Here is a 20,467-nt window from a genome sequence, read left to right as displayed (position 1 = left end):
AGATAGGGCAGGGGTGGAAGTGCAGTAATGCATGGAGCTGACTGTTACTAATAGGTCGAGGGCATAACCAAAGCAAGAGCACTTAGTGGAGACAGGCAAAGCGCAGGCTGGGCTTAGTCAGTCGAACTTCATTAAAGTGCAAAGCACGGTGATAGGAACAAGAGATGTGATTCTTTGTATGCAGTTTTGAAGGTATATATAAAATAGAATATTTCATATGGAATGAGAGAAGAACAGTATCCGAAAGGGTACTGTTTTTTTGATAGTGAGTTAGATTTTGTTTAAAAAATTTTTTCATAATAAATACAATATTGAAAAAAAATTCCATTTATGCTATATTAAGTTCAGAAAATAAAGAAGTATGTATTTTAGAAGTTGTATGTGAAACTGTGAATAGTAGAATCTTTGCAAAGAGACAGATACAGGAGAACAATATGAACAATACAAATATTATTTTACAGATTCAGGCAACCTATAATCAATTGACGAGAACAGAGAAAAAAGTAGCGGACTATGTACTACAGAATAGATCGAGTGTGTTATATATGTCTATTACAGATCTGGCAGATGCCTCTGAAGTGGGAGATACGAGTGTGTATCGTTTTTGCAGGACACTTGGTCTACAGGGATATCAGGAGTTTAAAATGAAGCTTTCACTCAGTTTTTCAGATTCAGAAGAATCTGTTGGTTCTTCTAGTGAGGATGGTGATGCGGAAGAGACACTGTCACACAGGATTATGCAGATGCACATGAATGCAATCAGGGAATCTTATATGCTGCTGGATCATAGTATGCTGGATAAATTTGTGCGTATGATGGAGAATGCGAGGAGAATCTTCTTTTTTGGAGTTGGGGACAGTCTTCTTACTGCAGAGGAGGCGAGAAATAAATTCTTAAGAATTATTGGAAAAGTGATCTGTATTTCAGATCCGCATATGCAGTCTATGGCAGCATCTACTGCTACGGAAGAAGACTTGATTATTATTATTTCTTATTCAGGAGCTACAAAAGACAATATCCATGTGGCAAATGAAGCGAAGGAAGCGGGGGCAGGAATAGCAGTCATTACACATTTTAAAAAATCTCCGCTGACGGCTTATGCAGATGCTGTACTGTTATGTGGGGCAGAGGAGTCACCGCTTGACGGAGGTTCCATGTCAGCGAAAATGGGACAGTTGTATTTGATAGATTTGCTGTATCAGGAATATTATGCAAGGAGCTATAAGGAATGCAGAGAAAATAATAAAAGAACATCCCGTGCGGTAGTCAAAAAATTATTTTAGGTAGCTTATTATCATTTTAAAAATTGGCATTTATGATTTAAAGGGAGGTATGGACATGGGATTTATTCAAGAGAAATATGGATCACCAGGGTATTTTACACAGGTTATTGCTGCTGACAGCAGACGAAAAGAATTTGATATTAAAAATGATTCTTTGATGCAAAGCGGTCAGAAACCGGATTTTATTTTTATAGGAGACTCGATTACACACTATTGGGAATTGCAGGCATATTTTCATTATCAAGGACAGTTGATTGTAAACAGAGGAATTGGAGGCGACACCACAGAATATCTGAAAAAAAGGTTTTATGCAGACGTTCTTCAACTGAACCCTAAATATTGTATTATGGGGATCGGAATTAATGACTCCATAGAATTGGAAGGTGATTATTGGAAGCTTTTAGAGGCAAAGCCGTATGAAGAAGTATTATGCAAGGCACAAAAAAATATAGAGGATATTATTTTACAAGCGAAGAATGAAGATATGGTTTTGATTTTGACTTCACTGTTACCTATCCATATGCCCATATCGCTAAATGAGTCTGCACGGAAACAGTATATTAATGATATGAATCAGTGGATGAAGCAGATAACTAGAAGAGAAGAGTTGATTTTCGTGAATTATTTCGAGGCTATGGTGGTTCAGGAAACTTCTGAATTGTTAGACGGGATTACCTATGATGGTATACATCCCAATGGAAAAGGATACGAAATTATGGCATCGGTTTTGAAAAATACTTTGCACCAGAATAAAATTATTATTTAAAGGGGGAACGAAAATGATTTTTGATTCTATAAACAACAAAGAAAACTATAGGGAATATCCCACACTTTACAAAGCACTTTGCTTTTTGACAGATTTGGAAGGACAGCTTCCGGCGCCGAATACGGTGATCGAAGAGGGGTATATGTTTTGCAATCCGGTTTCTCTTGTTTCAAAGCCGGAAGAACAGTGTATTTATGAGGCGCACAGAATTTATGCAGATTTGCATTTTATTGTCAGGGGAAGAGAAGGAATTGCTACTGCAGATGTAAAGGAGATGTCAGAGAAGGTACCGTATGATAATATAAAGGATATTGCATTTTATGAAGGAGAAGCTTCGGGGAAATATGTATTAAAGCAGGGGGATTTTATGGTATGTTATCCAAGTGATGCACATAAGGTAGCCATGATGGAAAAGGAACCGGAAGAGATAGATAAAATTGTTATTAAAATAAAAATGCAGATAGAATAGAGAATTAATTGCAGGACCGTGAGATAAAGCGGCTAAAAGGTGTCGACATGCAAGAAGTCTTCACTTAATAGTCGCTTTCTTTTTTTGTTTAAATAAGGAGATGTTATGTCAGTAATAGATAATATTCGCTTTACCTTTTTGTATATAGATTTATATTCTATGGGACGTACATGGGTATATCCAGAGTCCGTTATTCCTTATAATATATTTCGTTATATTGTTAAAGGAAAAGCAAAATTCTGTATTGATGGAGAGGAAATTCTGGTGGAGGAAAACCAAATTGTTTATATACCAAGTGGGTGCAGAATGTCTTGTTATGCGCTCACAGATACTTTTGAATTTTTTAGTATCCGGTTTACTACATCGGTCTTTTATGACGGTGAGGATGTATTGGAGGAATATTACGGAATATCAAGAGTTACACAGAATCAACACGAAGACCAGTACTTTCGGGAAATTTATAAGTGGGTTAAATCGGATTATCCAGCAAAGAATTGTTTTGTGCGGGGATATCTGGACCTTTTGATAGGTTCTTTGGCAATAAGAGAAAAGAATCCTAATAAAAGTAAAGAAAAAGTTGTTGCTTTGGAGAGTGATCTAGACAAAATTAAGAGGCGGGCAAGAAAGGTGAATCAACAGATTGACAGCAGAGTTCAGATTGTGGCAGACTACGTTCTTCTTCATCCAAAGGAAAAGTATACTCCTGAGATTATGGCTAATATGGCAGAATTAAGTAAACAAAGATTTAGCAGCCTTTTTAAAGCTAATATGGGGAAAACACCTATGAAATATGTAAAGGAAACCCGACTGACGGCAGCGGCACGTGCGCTGCTGGTGAGTAATGACAACATTAACGATATTGCTTATGAGGTAGGATATGAGGATACCAATTATTTCATTCGTGAGTTCAAAGCAGCCTTTGGATTTACACCGAGTAAATATCGAAAGGTCGCTCGTGAGTAAAAATAAACATTATATGAGTGTCTAGTGCTATTATTGAGCGTTTGGTTAGTGGAATTGTACAAAAAAAGTAGGTAAAATGAAGATACATTCAACAAGTTGATGTAAAAGGGATACGGATAATTTTATGAAAAGGAAGGAGATTTTTATGAAAAGGAAATTAGCAATGCTGATGGCAGGAATGATGTTGGTATCAGGACTGGCTGTTGGATGTGGATCAGGAGAGAAGCCGGCTGATCAGCAGACAGCAGAAGAAACAGGGGATCTTAAAGGAGATATTACATTCTGGCATTCTTTTACACAGGGACCGAGACTGGAAGTGATCCAGAAGACGGCAGATTTGTTTATGGAAGAACATCCAGATGTAAATATTACAATCGAAACTTTCTCTTGGGGAGATTTCTATACAAAATGGACGACCGGACTTGCATCAGGAAACGTACCGGATATGAGTACGGCGCTTCCTGGCCATGTAGTAGAGATGATGGATGCAGAGGCATTGGTATCGTTGGATGACTTGATTGATGATATTGGAAGAGATAAGTTTTCAGAAGCAGCCTTATCAGAAGGGAGCAAAGATGATGCATGTTATTCTGTACCGCTTTATTCCCATGCTCAGGTTATGTGGTATCGAAAGGATTTGTTAGATGCGGCAGGCTTGGAAGTGCCGAAGACATGGGCTGAATTTGCAGAAGCGGCAAAGGTTCTTACAAAGGAAGGAACTTACGGATGTTCTTTTCCATGTGGATCGAATGACTTAATGGGAACACGTTTCCTTAATTTCTATGTAAGAAGTGGAGGAGGAAGCCTTTTGACAGACGATTTGCAGGCAGACTTAACCAGTGATCTAGCTATAGAAGGTATCAATTACTGGTTGGATGTATATAAAAACAGCTCTCCGAAGGATTCTGTGAACTATGCAGTTTTAGACCAGGCAACTTTGTTTTATCAAGGTAAGACAGCCTTTGATTTTAACTCAGGATTCCAGATTGGCGGTGTAGAGACAAACTCTCCGGATCTGGTAGACCAGATTGATTGTGCTCCACTTCCGAAGCTTCATGCAGATGATCCGGATTACGGCGCTGAAACTTCTAATATTCCTATGGTTGTATGGGCGAATTCAGAGCACCCGGAAATCTGTAAAGAGTTTATTAAAAAATTGTATGAAGAAGATACATACATAGAATTTTTGGAAGCAACTCCGGTGGGAATGCTGCCGTCTATTACAGGCATTTCTGATACAGAGGCATATCAGGCAAATGAGACAGTACAAAAATTTTCTAACGCAGTGGATGTTATTACAAAGACGATGGATATGGGGACAGCAATCGGATTTGAACATGGACCTAGCGTACAGGCGGGGCTTCTTACATCTCAGGGAATTATAGAGGGAATGTTCCAGGACATTATCACAAATGGCACAGATGTAGAAACAGCGGCAAAAGCTGCCGAAGACAAACTGAATGATATATTCAGTACTGTACAGTAAGTAACAATAGAAAATAAGCAGCCGGTTGCAAGGGACTGTCCGCTAACAGTAGATTTGCCGGATAGTCCCATTTTTTAGAAAGGCGGAATCATGGTGAAAAGAAAGGTGAAATTTGATTATGCCCGTTGGATTTTCGTACTTCCTGCATTGTTGATTGTTGGTGTTTTGCTGGTATATCCTATTTTTTCCAGTTTGTACTATAGCATGACTACTAAGCATTTGATTAAAGCGTCTTACGATTTTATCGGGTTAGCAAACTATAAAGAAGTTTTAAACGATCCCAATTTTTTTAAAGCATTTTTAACATCTCTTGTCTGGACCGCAGGTTCTTTAGCAGGTCAGTTATTTATTGGATTCACGGCGGCATTGGCGATTAACAGGGTGAAAGTAGGAAAAGGTATTTACAGAACATTAATGATCATTCCCTGGGCATTTCCTTCTATCGTAATCGCACTCTCATGGAAATGGATATTGAATGGAGTTTCGGGATTTCTTCCCAATATTCTTGTACAGCTGGGTATTTGTAATGAACTTCCACAATTTTTAAGTGATAGCAGTCTTGTATTTTTGACATTGATTCTTATTAATGTCTGGTTTGGTGCACCTATGATCATGGTGAATGTACTTTCTGCTTTACAGACCATTCCTCAGGATCAATATGAGGCTGCACAAATTGACGGAGCTTCTAAGGCACAGCAGTTCAGGCATATTACAGTACCTCATATTAAGATTGTGGTAGGATTACTAGTTGTACTTCGTACGATTTGGGTATTTAATAACTTTGATATTATTTACCTTCTGACAGGAGGAGGACCGGCAAACGCAACTACTACAGTACCGATTTATGCATACAATATGGGATGGGGAACGAAGCTGCTTGGTAGATCATCAGCAGTGACAGTGCTTCTTCTGGCATTTCTGATGTTGGTATGCGTGATTTACTTTACAATTATCGGAAAATGGGAAAAGGAGGATAAGTAATGACAGGAAAAAAAGAAAAACTTGGAAATGGTCTGTGTCATGTGTACTTAATTATACTATCTGTAATTGCCCTATTCCCATTATTGTGGGTGTTGCTTTGCTCAGTAAAATCTTCTGGTGAACTGACTGCAAATCCTACCAAATTTTTACCAATTCAGTTTACTTTGGAGAATTTCATACATGTAATTCAAGATTTAGGATTTGCAGGCAATATCAGAAATAGTTTGCTTATTGCTGTGTCTACAACAGGGGTTGCTATTGTGATATCTTCAATGGCAGCATATGGTATTGTTCGTTTTTTTCCAAAACTAGGTTCTGTTATGTCTAAGGTTTTGGTGGCAACATATATGTTCCCTCCTATTCTTTTGGCAATACCATATTCTATGGTTATGGCAAAATTGGGACTTGTAAATACAAGAATTGGGTTAGTGATTGTGTATCTTTCCTTTAGTGTTCCTTATGCAGTATGGATGCTGGTTGGTTTTTTTAAGACAGTTCCAATGGGGATCGAGGAAGCTGCAAGAGTGGATGGAGCTAATAAGTTCCAGACATTTACCAGAATTGTTCTTCCGTTGGTTATGCCTGGAATTGTAGCAACAGCGATTTATACTTTTATTAATGCATGGAATGAATTTTTGTATTCTTTGATACTTACGAACAGTACGGATAAAATGACAGTATCTGTTGCACTAAAATCTCTTCAGGGATCTGAAATCCTAAACTGGGGAGACATGATGGCGGCATCTGCGCTTGTAGTAGTACCTTCAGTTATATTCTTCATGTTTATTCAGAATAAGATTGCGGGTGGTATGACAGACGGTGCAGTAAAATAAGTTAAAATAACAGGAGGTAATGATTTATGGAAACAGTTGGATATGCAGTAGTTGGAACCGGGTATTTTGGAGCAGAGCTTGGACGTATTATGAAAGGACAAGAAGGGGCGGAGATTGTAGCTGTATTAGATCCTGAGAATGCGGAGAATGTAGCGGAAGAGCTCGGATGTGATGTAGAGACAGATTTGGATACTTTATACAGCAGAGAAGATGTGGATGCAGTGATTGTAGCTACACCTAATTATCTTCATAAAGAGCCGGTTATTAAGGCGGCGGAGCATGGAGTAGATGTCTTTTGTGAAAAACCAATCGCCCTTAGCTATCAGGACTGCGATGAAATGGTAAGGGCATGCCACGAGTACGGCGTGACCTTTATGGCAGGTCATGTTATGAACTTCTTTAATGGTGTACGCCATGCGAAAAAACTGATCAATGAGGGAGTGATAGGAAAAGTCCTTTATTGCCATTCTGCCAGAAATGGATGGGAAGAAGAACAGCCAAGCATCTCATGGAAGAAGATCAGAGAGAAATCAGGAGGACATTTGTATCATCATATTCATGAACTGGACTGTGTACAATTTCTTATGGGAGGTATGCCGGAAACAGTTACTATGACTGGAGGTAATGTAGCGCATCAGGGAGAGGCCTTTGGGGATGAGGATGATATGCTCTTTGTAAATATGGAATTTTCAGATAACCGCTATGCTGTTTTAGAATGGGGATCAGCTTTTCACTGGCCGGAGCATTATGTTTTGATTCAGGGAACGAAGGGGGCTATCCGTATTGATATGTGCAATTGCGGCGGTACTTTAAAGTTGGATGGAAAGGAAGAGCATTTTCTGGTTCATGAATCTCAGGAGGAAGATGATGACCGTACCAGAATTTATCATGGAACCGAAATGGATGGAGCGATTATGTATGGGAAACCAGGAAAAAAACCACCTATGTGGCTTCACAGTATTATGAAGAATGAGATGAAATACTTAAATGAAATTATGCACGGAAAAAAGGTGGATGATGAGTTCAGACCACTGCTTACAGGTGAAGCTGCAAGGGCAGCAATTGCTACAGCAGATGCCTGCACACGTTCCAGATACGAGAACCGTAAGGTAAAGTTAAGCGAGATTATATGATAATTTGTATCTGCTTTGAAAAGGAGAAAACATATGAAATATAACAGTAAAAGAATTATTGCCGTAGCTTTGGTTGGTATGCTTAGTATAATTCCAGCAAGTGTAAGCATGGCGGAGGATATGACAGAAGGAGCTAGTGATTATTTACAGACAGAAGAGGGGATGAATATATCTGATGAAACACCTGTTTTGGAGAGAAAGGACATTGAGATTGCTCCGGGGCAGGTAGAAGATTTATCTGCGGATGAACAAGCAGCCCTTATCATGGGTATGGAAGAAGGAACTATGATTATAAAGTTTAAGTCTAACAGCAATAATCAGTATCAGTCTTTGTTCAGTGTATCAAATGCAACGTCAGGAAATCAGGACAGACATTTCCATTTGTATATTTCACCTGACGGCACTTTGGGAATGGAGTTACGCAATACGGATGATGAGTTTAAATATACTATGAAAGCAGGCGGAGCAATTGATAATAATCAGAATAATATTGTAGCTTTTAAAGCAGATAAGAATAATAAGGAGTATAAGTTATTTGCAAATGGAAAACTTGTGTCAACCCTGCCTGAGGAAGTGTTTAAATTTTTTGTTGATATTACTGATGTGGATACGATAGCTTTAGGAGGTACTGTACGTCAGGGGAAGACAGATTATCCGTTTGGGGGAAATATAGAACATGTGCGTATTTATAATAGTGCTCTTTCAGATGATATTCTTCTTTCAGAAACAGATAATAGCATTGTAATCCCGGAAGGTGTTATTTTAGAAAAAGAGAACATTGATATCGTGGAAGGACAGGGATATAGCTTAAATGAAGAAATGGGAGCGGAGTATGCGAAGGCGTTAACTCAGGGAACTGTGATTCTGTCTTATCAGTCTGTCAGCGAAAATGGAATTCAATCCTTGATCAGTATGGGAAACAGTACGTCAGGGAATCAGGACAGACATTTTCACATTTATGTGACCAATGCGGGCGGAGTAGGAATGGAACTGAGAAATACAGATGGTTCCTTTAAATATACGTTAGACCGTCCGGCAGCAGTGCGATCTCTTTACAAAGGCCAGCGTGTATATAATACAATTGCTTTCAAGGCAGATAGAGAGAATAAAAGATATAAGTTGTTTGCAGACGGAGAGCTGATTGCAGAACGCAGTGTGGAGGAATTCAAGTTTATCAGTGATATTATGGGGGTTGACAATGTTACTTTAGGCGGAACGATACGTCAGGGACAGATGGCATATCCTTTTGGAGGAAATATAGGAAAAGTAAGCATTCATAGCGATGTACTATCGGATGAAGAACTGATAGCAATTACAGGTAAAACTGCTTATGGCAATAATATTTTTTATGCCGGAGATGCAACAAGGGCCAATTATTTCCGCATTCCATCTTTGCTTACTTTAGAGTCAGGAACTGTTCTGGCAGCAGCGGATGCCAGATATGGGGGAACTCATGATTCTAAGAGCAAAATAGATATCGCTTTTGCTAAAAGTACAGATGGAGGTCAGACATGGTCAGAGCCTGTAATGCCACTTAAATTTGAGGATTATGTCTCAAAGAACATCGAATGGCCAAGAGATTCAGTGGGAAAAAATGTACAAATACAGGGAAGTGCTTCTTATATAGATCCGGTATTATTGGAAGATAAGGAAACAAACCGAGTATTTCTTTTTGCAGATTTGATGCCGACGGGAATAGGAAGTTCTAATGCAGCTGTGGGATCAGGCTTTAAAGAAATAAATGATAAGAAGTACTTGAAGCTTAGATGGCACGAAGATAAGAGTTCTGATTTTAATTATACTATTAGGGAAAATGGTGTAATTTATAACGATATCACAGGGGAAGCCACAGAATATCAGGTAGATGGAAAATATAACCTTTATCAGAATGGAAATCAGTTGACCTGCAGGCAATACGACTATAATTTTGAGGGAACAAATTTACTTGAGACAAAGACAGATGTAGATGTAAATATGAATGTATTTTATAAAGATTCTGTGTTTAAAGCATTTCCGACCAATTATATTGCTATGCGATATACAGATGATGAGGGTGAGACATGGTCAGATTTAGAAATTGTCAGTAGTTTTAAACCAGAGCAGTCAAAGTTTTTAGTTGTAGGACCGGGAGTAGGTAAGCAGATATCAACAGGGGAATACAAAGGAAGACTTTTAGTTCCTCTCTACTCTAAATCTTCAGCAGAATTAGGATTTATGTACAGCGATGATCATGGAGATACATGGACATATATAGAGGCAGATAACAATACTGGCGGAGCGACTGCAGAGGCACAGATTGTTGAGATGCCTGACGGATCACTAAAGACTTATTTGCGTACTGGTTCAAGCTATATTGCAGAAGTTTCAAGTATCGATGGCGGAGAAACATGGAGTGAAAGAGTTCCATTATCTGGTATTAGTACTACATCTTATGGTACTCAGCTATCCGTTATCAATTATTCAGAACCTGTTGATGGCAAACCAGCTCTCATTCTGTCATCACCAAATGCCACGAATGGACGCAAGAACGGGAAAATATGGATTGGTTTGATTGAGGAAACAGGGAAAACAGGAGTTGAAAAATATACTGTAGACTGGAAATATTGTTTCTCTGTAGATTCAGCACAGATGGGATATTCATATTCATGTTTAACTGAATTGCCAAATGGTGAAATTGGTTTGCTGTACGAAAAATATGATTCATGGTCTAGAAATGAACTACATTTAAAAAATATTTTAAAATATGAAACATTTACAATTGATGAATTAAAAGTGAACAAAGCAGATTAACAGATTTTGAGGAAGGGGACGCCGAGAGGAAACGGCAGTCCCTTTTTTCACTTTGAAACTTAAAATTAAATTTGCAGATGGAGAGGTATCGAAAGTTCGTATGATGAATGTCAGTCTGTGCGATTCCAAGCTGTTTTTTGAACTTCTGCTTGGATTGGGAGCAGGTTAATCCGGCTGTATCAGCTAATTGTTCCAAGGATAAGTCTTCCGTTATATATTTATCGATATATATAAGTGCATCCCGAATATCCGCAGAAAAAAAAGATTTCAGCTTCATGCGAATAGACAATAATGAGATGCTACAATATGCTGCTCAATTGCATTCTGTTTTGTGATCAAATCATGGGCAGCCGTTGGTTCTAAAAACAGAAAATCTTCTTCCATGCTTGTATCCAGCTGAAACCAGTAAAGCTCACCGACTGTGATCGGAGTTTCGTTTGTACCATGGATTTCATCCGGGTGAGAAATAAAAATCTCTCATCCGGAAAATGGGAAATTCTCTTCAATTGTTGAGAAAGAAAATGTGCCCTTTGAAGGTAAAGAAAACTCAAAAGCATTCTCATGTTAATGCCAGATGCAAAGTATTCCAATCAAGACCAGATTTTACCCTTTCCGGTAGGGGTAGATAAATATGGCTGGATGTCATTAAGAAATGCAAGAATCACGGCAGGTTTGCATTCGGAACAAGAAACTCTATTCCTGCGTATGTTCCCATAGAAAATTATCTGAATATGATTGGGATTGTAAGAGAATACCGTGGTGATATATAATAGAAATCAAAAGAGACATGTACATGCAGCAACTGACGTATAGTCTAGAATTTTGAGAAAGAGCAGGATGGATTAAATGACAGAGAAAAAATTACCGGGTGAGAACTGCAATCTTTTATTTTTCCGTACAGTACAGCGCTGGGATGAAGCCGTGCCGCTTGGAAACGGACAATGCGGTGCGTTGATCTGGGGGACTTCAAGACATTTACGGTTTAGTCTTGACCGTGGGGATATCTGGGATGTTACAACATGTCCAGGAATCGAAAAGAAAGAATTTAGCTACAAAAATATGATAAGGTTGGTCCGTGAAAGGAATGAAGAAGAAATCAGGCATATATTTGATGAGCCGTATAATCATGTATTGCCGTCAAAATTGCCGGCGGGAAAGATTATTTTTGATTTTCAGTGCGATGAAAATGTATGTTCAAAGTTAATTCTGTCACATGCAGAAGCTAAGATTCAGATGAAGGATATTTTGGTGTGCAGTTTCCTTCATGCAGAGGAGAATATTGGTTATATTGCAATAAACAAACCGGCAGATTCGTTCTCTTTTCAGATTGAAAATCCAGAATACAGCATAAAAACAGAAGGGCAGCCAATAGAAGATGTCTTAGCAGACAGTGTCAATACAACTTCATTGAAAAAACTTTACTATAAGACTCCGCAAAGGATTGTACAAGAGGGAATACGAGGTTTTACACAGGAAATCAGTGATATATTTTCTTACGGGATATTTTTAAGATTTAAAGAAAGCTGTGGAAAGACATATATTGTATATTCTGTAGCAAATTCCAATGATGGCTCAGATTGGAAAGAAAAGACGTTGGAAAAGCTGGAAAAATTCTTGGATAAGGGGTATCAAAAGACATTTTGTGAGCATTGCGGCTGGTGGAAATCATATTGGGAAAAAAGCAGTGTGACACTTCCAGACAAAGAATTTGAGAAGAATTGGTATTTGACAAATTATTTACTGGCATCCTGTTCACGAAAGGGGCATTATCCAATGCCGTTGCAAGGGGTATGGACGGCTGATGATGGAAAGCTCCCGCCGTGGAAAGGAGACTATCATCATGATCTGAATACACAGATGAGCTATTACAGCTATTTGAAAGCCAATCACCTGGAGGAAGGGGAGTGTTTTATCGATTATCTTTGGAGCATGGCAGAATGCGGCCGTCAGTTTTCAAAGAAATTTTATAATTCAAAAGGAATCTGTATTCCGGCTGTAATGTCTATTGACGGAAAACCTCTTGGCGGCTGGGGGATGTATGCATTGTCACCGGCAAATCAGCTTTGGCTTTGCCAGGCATTTGAAAGATATTACCGTTTCTCGGGAGATAAGAAGTTTCTGGAAGAAGAGGCTTATCCGTATCTTTCAGAAACAGCAGAGTTTATTATGGGGATTTTGGAAGAACGGGATGGATTGTATTATCTTCCGATTTCTTCTTCGCCCGAGATACATGATGATACGATCGAGGCATTTTTGACTCCAAACTCAAATTATGATGTGTCCTTAATGCGATATCTGTTCGGAGCGTTGGGAAAACTGGCAGATGAGCTTGATAATGGGGAAACTGAAAAATGGAATGCAATCTTGCTGAAGATTCCGGAGCTTGCTGTGAATGAAAAAAATGTATTGATGTTAAGTCCGGATGAGAGTCTGGAGGAATCTCATAGACACATGTCTCATGCGATGGCAATTCATCCGCTGCGCCTGCTCAATTATGAGAAACCAGAAGAAAAGAAAATCATTGATGCAACTATTTTGGATTTAGAACGATTAGGCACCGGATACTGGGTGGGGTATTCATTTACATGGCTTGCTGAATTTTATACGATTCAGAAGAATGGAAATGGCGCAGCCTATCAGTTACGGACATTCTGGGAGAGCTGTTGTTCTCCAAATGGGTTTCATCTAAATGGAGATTATAAGAATCATGGTATATCTACGTTTCATTACAGACCCTTTACTTTGGAGGGGAATTTTTGCGCGGCAGATGTACTGCAGGAAATGCTGTTGCAGAGTGAAAACAATATATTAGAATTTTTTCCGGCAATTCCAGAAGAATGGTGTAAGGAAGAAGTTGCATTTGAGAATTTCCGTGCAGAAAGAGGAATGCTTGTATCCGCAGCAATGAATAATGGTAAAATTATTTCAGTGATGCTGGCGCCGAAATATGATGGGAAAATATACATCAGAAAAAGCAGAAATGTTGCAGGACTGTTCGGAGACCGCGCCTGTGAAGTGGAAAAGGGAATGCTGGAAGTAGAATTAGAAGGGGGAAGGAAATATATATTTGGGATAGACAGCAATGATAATGATGGTGACGAAGAAGCGAACCGAGGCAACATCAGTATAACATAAAAACCGCCGGGGGGATATAAAACCTTCCGGCAGTTTTATGTTGCCAAGCATTCTCGAAAAGACGGTAAAAAGTTCAAGATAGTAGCATATTCTAATATATTCTTAGATAAAAAAGCTCTTTCTTTAACAGGAAATTTATGCTATATTAATCATGAAGTTTTTCAACTATCAGCCAGATACAGCGCACAATATTTCTGACTGGTGGATTGAGCGGCGTTTATTCTGCTAATGAAAAAAATATCTAAAAAGGAGCGACAGAAACGTGATAGGAAAGCAAGAGGACTCCCTTAGTAGTCGGGGAGCAAAAAGGAGCCTGAATGGGCGGATTTTGAGAAATACTACGCTTAATATCGTGATTTTGGTGGTCATATGCTGTGTGATTATGGCTCTTTCTCTACAGTCACTTGCCAGCAATATCTTGTTGGACAGCCTTCAGCCAATGGCACGGCAGTCGGCTAAAACGATGGAAGCTAATGTACATATGCTGGCCGATCGTGTGATGAATATTGCCAGCGATCCCCGGATGAATGGGGCGGCTTCTAACAGCATGAATGCTGCGGCAATTTCGGAGAACCGCAAAATAGTACTGGAAGAAGCGGCGGAGATTTATGAATTTTATATAATTGCCCTATATGATCTGAATGGACGGTTGGTACAAGGAATCGGCGATGCATCGGAAAATCTGGACAGCAAGTTTTTTTCGCTGCTGAAGGAAACGGACAATCTGACAATCGACACCTCCACCATCTATCAGGACAAACTGGGCGTTACAATGGGAATGCCGGTGAAGGAGGACGGAAAGACCGTTCTTTATGTGACGGGAGTATATAAGTATGACATACTCAATGATGTGATCAGCAGCATCAATCTGGGTAGAAGCGGCATGGCTTATATGGTCAACCAGGAGGGGATTGTTACCGGTCATCCGGATCAGTCCATGGTTCTTAACCAAAACACGTTGATTCAGCTTAGCGGCGACAATGAGGATGCGGCAGAAAGGGTTGCCACTGGAGAAACAGGGGCAGCAGAATTTTTCGTCAATGGAAAAAAAATGCTGGTGGCATTTTCCCCGATCCGGGGGACTCAGTGGGCGCTGGTAATCCAGATCCCCAAGTCGGATTACAGCCATTTTATTAACTGGGCTATGTTGATTTCAATACTTGCCACTCTGGTGGGGCTTATGATTTCTATGCTGTTGATTCTGCGTTTTGCCCGTTCTATTTCCAATCCGGTGAAGTATGTAACGGAACGGATGGTGGCTCTTTCAGATGGTGATCTGCATACGGATGTATATCCTGTTAGCACCGGAGATGAGCTGGAGATCATGACACAGACGCTGGACGTCACTCTAGAAAGCGTAAATCGGTACATATCCGACATCCAGAAGGTACTGACCCATGTTGCGGGCGGCGACTTGCGAACCGGACCACAGGTGGACTATAAGGGTGATTTTATATTGATTCGCAACAGTTTGTATACAATTACCCGGTCAATGAATGAAACCCTTCTTGGATTCCATTCTGCCGCTGACCGTCTTACTGCTATGGCGGAGCAGCTGAGCGGGCAGTCTGTACAGTTACACCAGGCATCCCTGGAACAGAATCAGTCTGCCGAGGAACTGGTTCTTGAGGTAACTCATGTGAAAGCGCGTCTGGCCGATGTTGCGGAAAGCAGCGATCAGACCCATTCCCAGACTGAGGAGATTAGTCAGCGTATTCAAAGCGCCAATGAGCAAATGTCCTCCCTGTCTTCTGCTATGGATGACATCAGTGCTAATGCGCAGCAGATTACTAAAATTGCAAAGTATATTGAGGATATTGCGTTCCAGACCAATATTCTGTCCATCAATGCCTCTGTGGAGGCATCGCGTGCCGGAGCCGCCGGAAAGGGCTTTGCAGTTGTAGCCAATGAGGTAAAACAGCTTGCCGCAAAAAGTGCAGATGCTGCGAAGAGCGCCACAGAAATGGTCAACAATACCAAAACGATTATCCAGACTGGTGTAGTGCTGACCGCTAATACCGCTGATTCTCTTCACGCTATTTCAGATGTTTCAGAACGGATTAGAACTATTTCAGATCAGTTGACTGCAGCGGTGCAGGGACAAGAACTTGCGTTGACTGTAATGGAGGAGCGGATTGCCACTATCTCTACTATTGCAGACCGCAATCTGCAAAATGCAGAGGAAACAGAGCAGTCCAGCGGTTCTCTGGCGAAAGAGGCCGAGGCGCTGCAAGATCAGGTACAAAAATTTAAATTGAAGGAGAAATGCAGCAGATGAAAAAGATTTTTACTATAATTTTAAGCCTGCTGCTGGCGGTGGCGCTGCTGACAGCATGTGGAGATCAGGAGGAGCTTCAGGATGGATATTATACCGCTCAGACATCCGAATTCAGCCACGGATGGAAGGAATATATCACCATTCTGGTGAAGGGCGGAAACATTATTTCCGTAGAGTATAATGCGGAGAATGCCAGCGGCTTTATCAAGAGCTGGGATAATGCATATATGCAGACCATGCTTCATGTGCAGGGCACTTACCCCAATGAGTATACCCGCTATTATGCAAATCAGCTTCTGGAGGGGCAAGGTGAGGGTGAAATCGATGCACTTACAGGGGCAACTTCTTCTCATGGATCGTTTCAAATACTGGCTCAGGCGGTATTGGAACAGGCACGCAGAGGAGATTCCAGTATTGTGTTCGTAGACACTGAGCACTAAGGGGAAAAGTACATTCCATAAACAGGAAGAACAGGAGCTGTTCATAATTAAGAAACGACAGACCATCTGCTATGATTTGCAGATGGTCTGTTTTTCTTTCTCCATTCACTTGGACTCCAAAAAGATATTTGCCTTCTCCATCTTCAGGTTCATGACATATCCGAACTTAAAGAAGGCTTCTGTATCTTCATGGACAGATGAAGAATTTATGGGAAAAGTATTGTCAGAGATATCTATACCGTATGCGGAGATAAGACAAAGCCGGGTGATTGCAGTTGTTCGGAAGCCGGAAGAAGGTTTATTATCAAGAATGATGATCATCGGAGCAAAGTTTAAAAATATCGAAGTTTTTGTATCTGAAGTGCTTGTTGTTGCAAGAGCAATGAATGCAGGACTTACAGTGCTGGAGCCGAAATTGGTTGAAGTCGGAAATGAGCCGGTGGGAAAAGCTGTTATCAGAACTATACAGGGGGATTTGCATGATATCGGTAAGAATCTGGTTGTTATGATGTTACAAATGCTTTCGTTCCTGTTTGTTTTATTGTAAAATAAAGAAAGAATGCAGGTGAAAACGCAGCCGGTTTTAGTACTTGTTTAGGAGGGAAATTATACGATGAAGATTACAGGGTTTGATATTCAGATAAATAGAGAAAATGTACTTATGCTTATAGACTGTTACCCGACAAGTCCTGTTTATGAAGCGGTGCTTGATGAATATGAGGGGATGCTGGAGGGTGCATACAAACGAATCAAGCCGGTGGCATTGTTGGAATTTGGCAGTACGGAAGGATATGACCTGAGTCGGTACAGAGAAGGTGTGACAGAAGCATTATATAATATCAATTCTATCGGACCGGATATGGGAAGATGGTCTGCGCGGCTTTTTGAAGAAGGTAATTATCTGGGGGGGATGCTTGCAGACGCAATGGCAGATGACTATCTGTTCCAGATAGACAAGGCTGTACAGGAAGAAATCGTGCGCATGTGTAAGGAAAAAGGGTGCGGGGTGTCAAACAGACTGGAAGCTCCTCAGGATATTTCAATGAAGATTCAGCGGACTGCATGGGAGGTAACACATGCAAAAGAAGAGGCGGGAATCGGAATTATGGAAAGTATGATGCTGAATCCGGTCAAATCTTCCTGCCAGATTTATCTTCTGGATGAATCCTCCAGTGATTACATTCTGGAGCATGACTGCAGCCGATGCCGGAGGGTAGATTGTAAGCTGAGGAATGTGCATCGTTTTCCGATCGTCGTAAAAAAGGGCGGCGAAGAACTTGTTATTCAGGGACAGGAAGATCTGTCCCTGATGAAGACGCTGCATACACAGGGGATTTATCTGAGCGCTGTCTGTGCGGGAAAAGGAACCTGCGGTAAGTGCAAGATTCAGGTTCTGGAAGGTGAGATACAACTGTCAAAAGAAGATGAGAGGTTCTTCTCGAAAGAGGAATTAGATAAGGGATACCGGCTTGCATGCAAGGCATTTCCAAAAGGAAAATGCACGATTTCGTTGGACTTTAATCAGGAAGATGAATTTCTGGTTGTGACTGATTATGAAAAGGACACGCAGACATTTGAAGTAACAAAAGACGGTAGATATGCGGTCGCGGTAGATATTGGAACAACAACGATCGCCATGCAGCTGGTTGATTTGGATAAGAAAGAGGTCATAGATGTATTTACTGCGATCAATCGCCAGAGAGCTTATGGTGCTGATGTGATCAGCAGAATTGAAGCATCCAATAACGGTAAGGGAAATGAACTGAGACAGTGTATTCTTGGGGAACTGGAAAAAGGTATTTATGCATTGTTGGAAGGAAAAGAGATCGTACCCGAGAAGATGGTCATTGGCGCTAACACAACAATGGTGCATCTGCTGATGGGATATTCCTGTGAAACACTGGGGGTATTCCCGTTTATCCCGGTGAATATTGATACCATTCATATCGGATATGAGGAATTATTTGGTTCCAGAGAATATTCCTTTGAAGTAACTGTATTTCCGGGAATTTCAACCTATGTAGGCGGAGATATCACGGCGGGACTGTATGCCTGCGATTTCGATCGCAAGGAGCAGATATCTGTACTTGTGGATTTGGGAACAAACGGAGAGATGGCGGTCGGGTGTAAGGATAAGATTATGGTGACGTCTGCTGCTGCGGGACCGGCATTTGAGGGTGGAAATATTATCCATGGTACAGGAAGTATTCCGGGGGCTGTCTGCAATGTGGTGATTGAAGATGGAAAAGCAGTACTTAAAACAATCGGGGATAAAGAACCGGTTGGAATCTGCGGAACAGGTGTGATCGATACGACTTATGAACTGGTGAAGGCAGAGCTTGTAGATGAGACAGGACTGCTGGAGGAAGTCTATTTTGAAGAGGGTTTTCCGCTGACAGAAGGTATTGCATTCTACCAGAAAGACGTGCGTGAAATCCAGCTTGCCAAATCAGCGGTACGGTCGGGATTAGAAACACTCTTACTGAAATATGGGGTGACCTATGAGGAAATTGATAAGATTTATATTGCCGGAGGTTTCGGGTATAAGATGGATATCGTCAAGGCGATCGGAATCGGGCTGCTGCCGGGGGGATGCAAAGATAAAATCGAAGCCATAGGCAACAGCTGTTTAAAAGGTGCGGTGCGTTATCTGACGGACAAGGAAGCGGAGGAACGGGTTGGACATATCGCAGAATTATCCACGGAAGTTAATTTGCCCGGCGATAAAGATTTTAATAAATTTTATATGGAATATATGTATTTTGAGTGATAGTGTGACTGGTATGAAACATTTAATCATGCGATAGCGTATTTTGAAAATATTTCTTGAAGTTTACTTGTAAAGGGTGTATTATATCTATGACCAATAAAGTTTTTTAAGTCATAGAAAGGAGAAAACTATATGGCAAGAAGTTTTACAGAACGAGAAAAAGAAAACATCAAAAGAAGTTTGCAGGAAGCCTGTAAGCAGAGTTGGACACAGTATGGCTATAAGAAAACAAGTGTCGATGACCTTTGCAAACAGGTAGGAATCTCAAAAGGGGCGTTTTATCTTTTCTTTGAATCGAAAGAGGCTCTCTTTTGTGAGGTGTTGTGTTCCGTGCAAGAGCAAATCTGCAATGTGGCGTTGGAGGTAATCGATAAACACAAAAATAAGTATGGTGTTGCTGAAGCTTTAAAGCTTATTTATCGGGAATATGATAAAAACAATTTTTTATACAATTCGGACAGTACGGACTTTACAATTTTGATGAACAAGTTATCAGAGGAACAGGCAAAAAAAATTGAGGAATCCAATCATATGAGCCAACAACTTTTTTTTAGCCAGCCGTATTTGAAATTCAAGGTTGACGCGGGTTTAGCGATGTCAGTTATTTATTCTTTAATTACGAATATTAAAAATAAAGATATTCTTCCACACAAACACGTAGAAACCTTTGATTTTATGGTTGACCATTTGATTGATAGTTTGTATGAATAGCAGGAGGTAGAAAATGAAAACAGAAGTTATTAAGAAAAATAATACAGAGGTTGCAGTTGTGAGCAGTGATGAACTGTTGATTACAGATGTCCAGTCGGCATTAGACTTGATTATGACAATAAAATATGAAACGGACTGCACAAATATTGCCGTAAACAAGGAAGCTATTGTAAACGATTTCTTTGTCTTGAGTACTTGTCTGGCAGGAGAAATATTACAGAAATTCATTAACTATGGTGTGAGGTTTGCTATATACGGCGATTTTTCAAAATACACCAGCAAGCCACTAAGAGATTTTATATATGAGAGCAATAAAGGAAAGGATATTTACTTTCAGCCTACCGCTTCCCTTGCGGTTGACAAACTCACTGGATGTGCAAAGAACAAAAAAGGAGATAGTTATGAACACTGATTTGCAGGAGGTAATGT

16 protein-coding genes are annotated in these 20,467 nt (G+C 40.2%); all 16 read left to right on the top strand.

The window, feature by feature from the left end:
• The first annotated feature begins 434 nt into the window (after positions 1–434).
• The 16 genes from NFS18_RS15225 to NFS18_RS15150 all read left to right on the top strand — a co-directional run bounded on the left by NFS18_RS15225 (position 435) and on the right by NFS18_RS15150 (position 20,450).
• The gene (locus NFS18_RS15225; protein WP_251391821.1) at positions 435–1,283 is read left to right on the top strand and encodes a MurR/RpiR family transcriptional regulator; all 849 of its coding nucleotides are present in this window, start codon (positions 435–437) and stop codon (positions 1,281–1,283) included.
• A gap of 55 nt (positions 1,284–1,338) precedes the next feature.
• Complete coding sequence (locus NFS18_RS15220; RefSeq protein ID WP_251391819.1) at positions 1,339–2,049, top strand: SGNH/GDSL hydrolase family protein; 711 nt, start codon at positions 1,339–1,341, stop codon at positions 2,047–2,049.
• Positions 2,050–2,062: 13 nt separating this feature from the next.
• The gene (locus NFS18_RS15215) at positions 2,063–2,518 is read left to right on the top strand and encodes a YhcH/YjgK/YiaL family protein (protein ID WP_251391817.1); all 456 of its coding nucleotides are present in this window, start codon (positions 2,063–2,065) and stop codon (positions 2,516–2,518) included.
• Positions 2,519–2,623: 105 nt separating this feature from the next.
• Positions 2,624–3,481, top strand: coding sequence for a helix-turn-helix domain-containing protein (locus tag NFS18_RS15210; protein WP_251391815.1), 858 nt, complete (start codon positions 2,624–2,626; stop codon positions 3,479–3,481).
• A gap of 145 nt (positions 3,482–3,626) precedes the next feature.
• On the top strand, positions 3,627–4,967 hold the full coding sequence (locus tag NFS18_RS15205) for an ABC transporter substrate-binding protein (protein ID WP_251391812.1): 1,341 nt from the start codon (positions 3,627–3,629) through the stop codon (positions 4,965–4,967).
• 90 nt (positions 4,968–5,057) lie between these two features.
• A complete protein-coding gene (locus tag NFS18_RS15200) occupies positions 5,058–5,948 on the top strand; it encodes a carbohydrate ABC transporter permease (RefSeq protein ID WP_251391810.1) in 891 nt (296 codons plus the stop codon).
• Complete coding sequence (locus NFS18_RS15195; protein WP_251391808.1) at positions 5,948–6,781, top strand: carbohydrate ABC transporter permease; 834 nt, start codon at positions 5,948–5,950, stop codon at positions 6,779–6,781. Before NFS18_RS15200 ends, NFS18_RS15195 begins: the two co-directional genes overlap by 1 nt.
• Positions 6,782–6,807: 26 nt before the next feature.
• On the top strand, positions 6,808–7,914 hold the full coding sequence (locus NFS18_RS15190) for a Gfo/Idh/MocA family protein (protein WP_251391805.1): 1,107 nt from the start codon (positions 6,808–6,810) through the stop codon (positions 7,912–7,914).
• Positions 7,915–7,947: 33 nt separating this feature from the next.
• Positions 7,948–10,704 (top strand): sialidase domain-containing protein, encoded by a 2,757-nt coding sequence (locus NFS18_RS15185; protein ID WP_251391803.1) that lies wholly within the window; start codon positions 7,948–7,950, stop codon positions 10,702–10,704.
• An 846-nt stretch (positions 10,705–11,550) separates the two neighbouring features.
• On the top strand, positions 11,551–13,839 hold the full coding sequence (locus NFS18_RS15180; RefSeq protein ID WP_251391802.1) for a glycosyl hydrolase family 95 catalytic domain-containing protein: 2,289 nt from the start codon (positions 11,551–11,553) through the stop codon (positions 13,837–13,839).
• Between the two features lie 262 nt (positions 13,840–14,101).
• A complete protein-coding gene (locus NFS18_RS15175) occupies positions 14,102–16,117 on the top strand; it encodes a methyl-accepting chemotaxis protein (RefSeq protein WP_251391800.1) in 2,016 nt (671 codons plus the stop codon).
• Complete coding sequence (locus NFS18_RS15170) at positions 16,114–16,557, top strand: FMN-binding protein (RefSeq protein ID WP_251391798.1); 444 nt, start codon at positions 16,114–16,116, stop codon at positions 16,555–16,557. The genes NFS18_RS15175 and NFS18_RS15170 overlap by 4 nt, the downstream gene beginning before the upstream one ends.
• A gap of 208 nt (positions 16,558–16,765) precedes the next feature.
• Positions 16,766–17,104 carry a B12-binding domain-containing protein gene (locus NFS18_RS15165; protein ID WP_331477717.1) on the top strand — a complete coding sequence of 113 codons (339 nt, stop codon included), beginning with the start codon at positions 16,766–16,768 and terminating at the stop codon, positions 17,102–17,104.
• A 66-nt stretch (positions 17,105–17,170) separates the two neighbouring features.
• Positions 17,171–19,327, top strand: a complete 2,157-nt coding sequence (locus NFS18_RS15160; RefSeq protein WP_251391796.1) for an ASKHA domain-containing protein — start codon at positions 17,171–17,173, stop codon at positions 19,325–19,327.
• 132 nt (positions 19,328–19,459) lie between these two features.
• Complete coding sequence (locus tag NFS18_RS15155) at positions 19,460–20,038, top strand: TetR/AcrR family transcriptional regulator (protein WP_251391794.1); 579 nt, start codon at positions 19,460–19,462, stop codon at positions 20,036–20,038.
• Positions 20,039–20,051: 13 nt separating this feature from the next.
• Positions 20,052–20,450: a DUF4180 domain-containing protein gene (locus NFS18_RS15150; protein ID WP_251391786.1), complete on the top strand. Its 399-nt coding sequence runs from the start codon at positions 20,052–20,054 to the stop codon at positions 20,448–20,450.
• The last annotated feature ends 17 nt before the right edge of the window (positions 20,451–20,467 follow it).

Source organism: Mediterraneibacter agrestimuris, assembly GCF_943193195.1.
Lineage (GTDB): Bacteria > Bacillota > Clostridia > Lachnospirales > Lachnospiraceae > Schaedlerella > Schaedlerella agrestimuris.
The sequence above is the reverse complement of the archived record's forward strand: the minus strand, read 5'-3'. Positions and strand labels throughout refer to the sequence as shown.

Coding starts and splice junctions, on each gene's coding strand:
- NFS18_RS15205 (WP_251391812.1), top strand. CDS start 3,627: ATGAAAAGGAAATTAGCAATGCTGATGGCAGGAATGATGTTGGTATCA.
- NFS18_RS15150 (WP_251391786.1), top strand. CDS start 20,052: ATGAAAACAGAAGTTATTAAGAAAAATAATACAGAGGTTGCAGTTGTG.
- NFS18_RS15155 (WP_251391794.1), top strand. CDS start 19,460: ATGGCAAGAAGTTTTACAGAACGAGAAAAAGAAAACATCAAAAGAAGT.
- NFS18_RS15160 (WP_251391796.1), top strand. CDS start 17,171: ATGAAGATTACAGGGTTTGATATTCAGATAAATAGAGAAAATGTACTT.
- NFS18_RS15210 (WP_251391815.1), top strand. CDS start 2,624: ATGTCAGTAATAGATAATATTCGCTTTACCTTTTTGTATATAGATTTA.
- NFS18_RS15180 (WP_251391802.1), top strand. CDS start 11,551: ATGACAGAGAAAAAATTACCGGGTGAGAACTGCAATCTTTTATTTTTC.
- NFS18_RS15190 (WP_251391805.1), top strand. CDS start 6,808: ATGGAAACAGTTGGATATGCAGTAGTTGGAACCGGGTATTTTGGAGCA.
- NFS18_RS15185 (WP_251391803.1), top strand. CDS start 7,948: ATGAAATATAACAGTAAAAGAATTATTGCCGTAGCTTTGGTTGGTATG.
- NFS18_RS15195 (WP_251391808.1), top strand. CDS start 5,948: ATGACAGGAAAAAAAGAAAAACTTGGAAATGGTCTGTGTCATGTGTAC.
- NFS18_RS15215 (WP_251391817.1), top strand. CDS start 2,063: ATGATTTTTGATTCTATAAACAACAAAGAAAACTATAGGGAATATCCC.
- NFS18_RS15165 (WP_331477717.1), top strand. CDS start 16,766: ATGGGAAAAGTATTGTCAGAGATATCTATACCGTATGCGGAGATAAGA.
- NFS18_RS15220 (WP_251391819.1), top strand. CDS start 1,339: ATGGGATTTATTCAAGAGAAATATGGATCACCAGGGTATTTTACACAG.
- NFS18_RS15200 (WP_251391810.1), top strand. CDS start 5,058: ATGGTGAAAAGAAAGGTGAAATTTGATTATGCCCGTTGGATTTTCGTA.
- NFS18_RS15225 (WP_251391821.1), top strand. CDS start 435: ATGAACAATACAAATATTATTTTACAGATTCAGGCAACCTATAATCAA.
- NFS18_RS15170 (WP_251391798.1), top strand. CDS start 16,114: ATGAAAAAGATTTTTACTATAATTTTAAGCCTGCTGCTGGCGGTGGCG.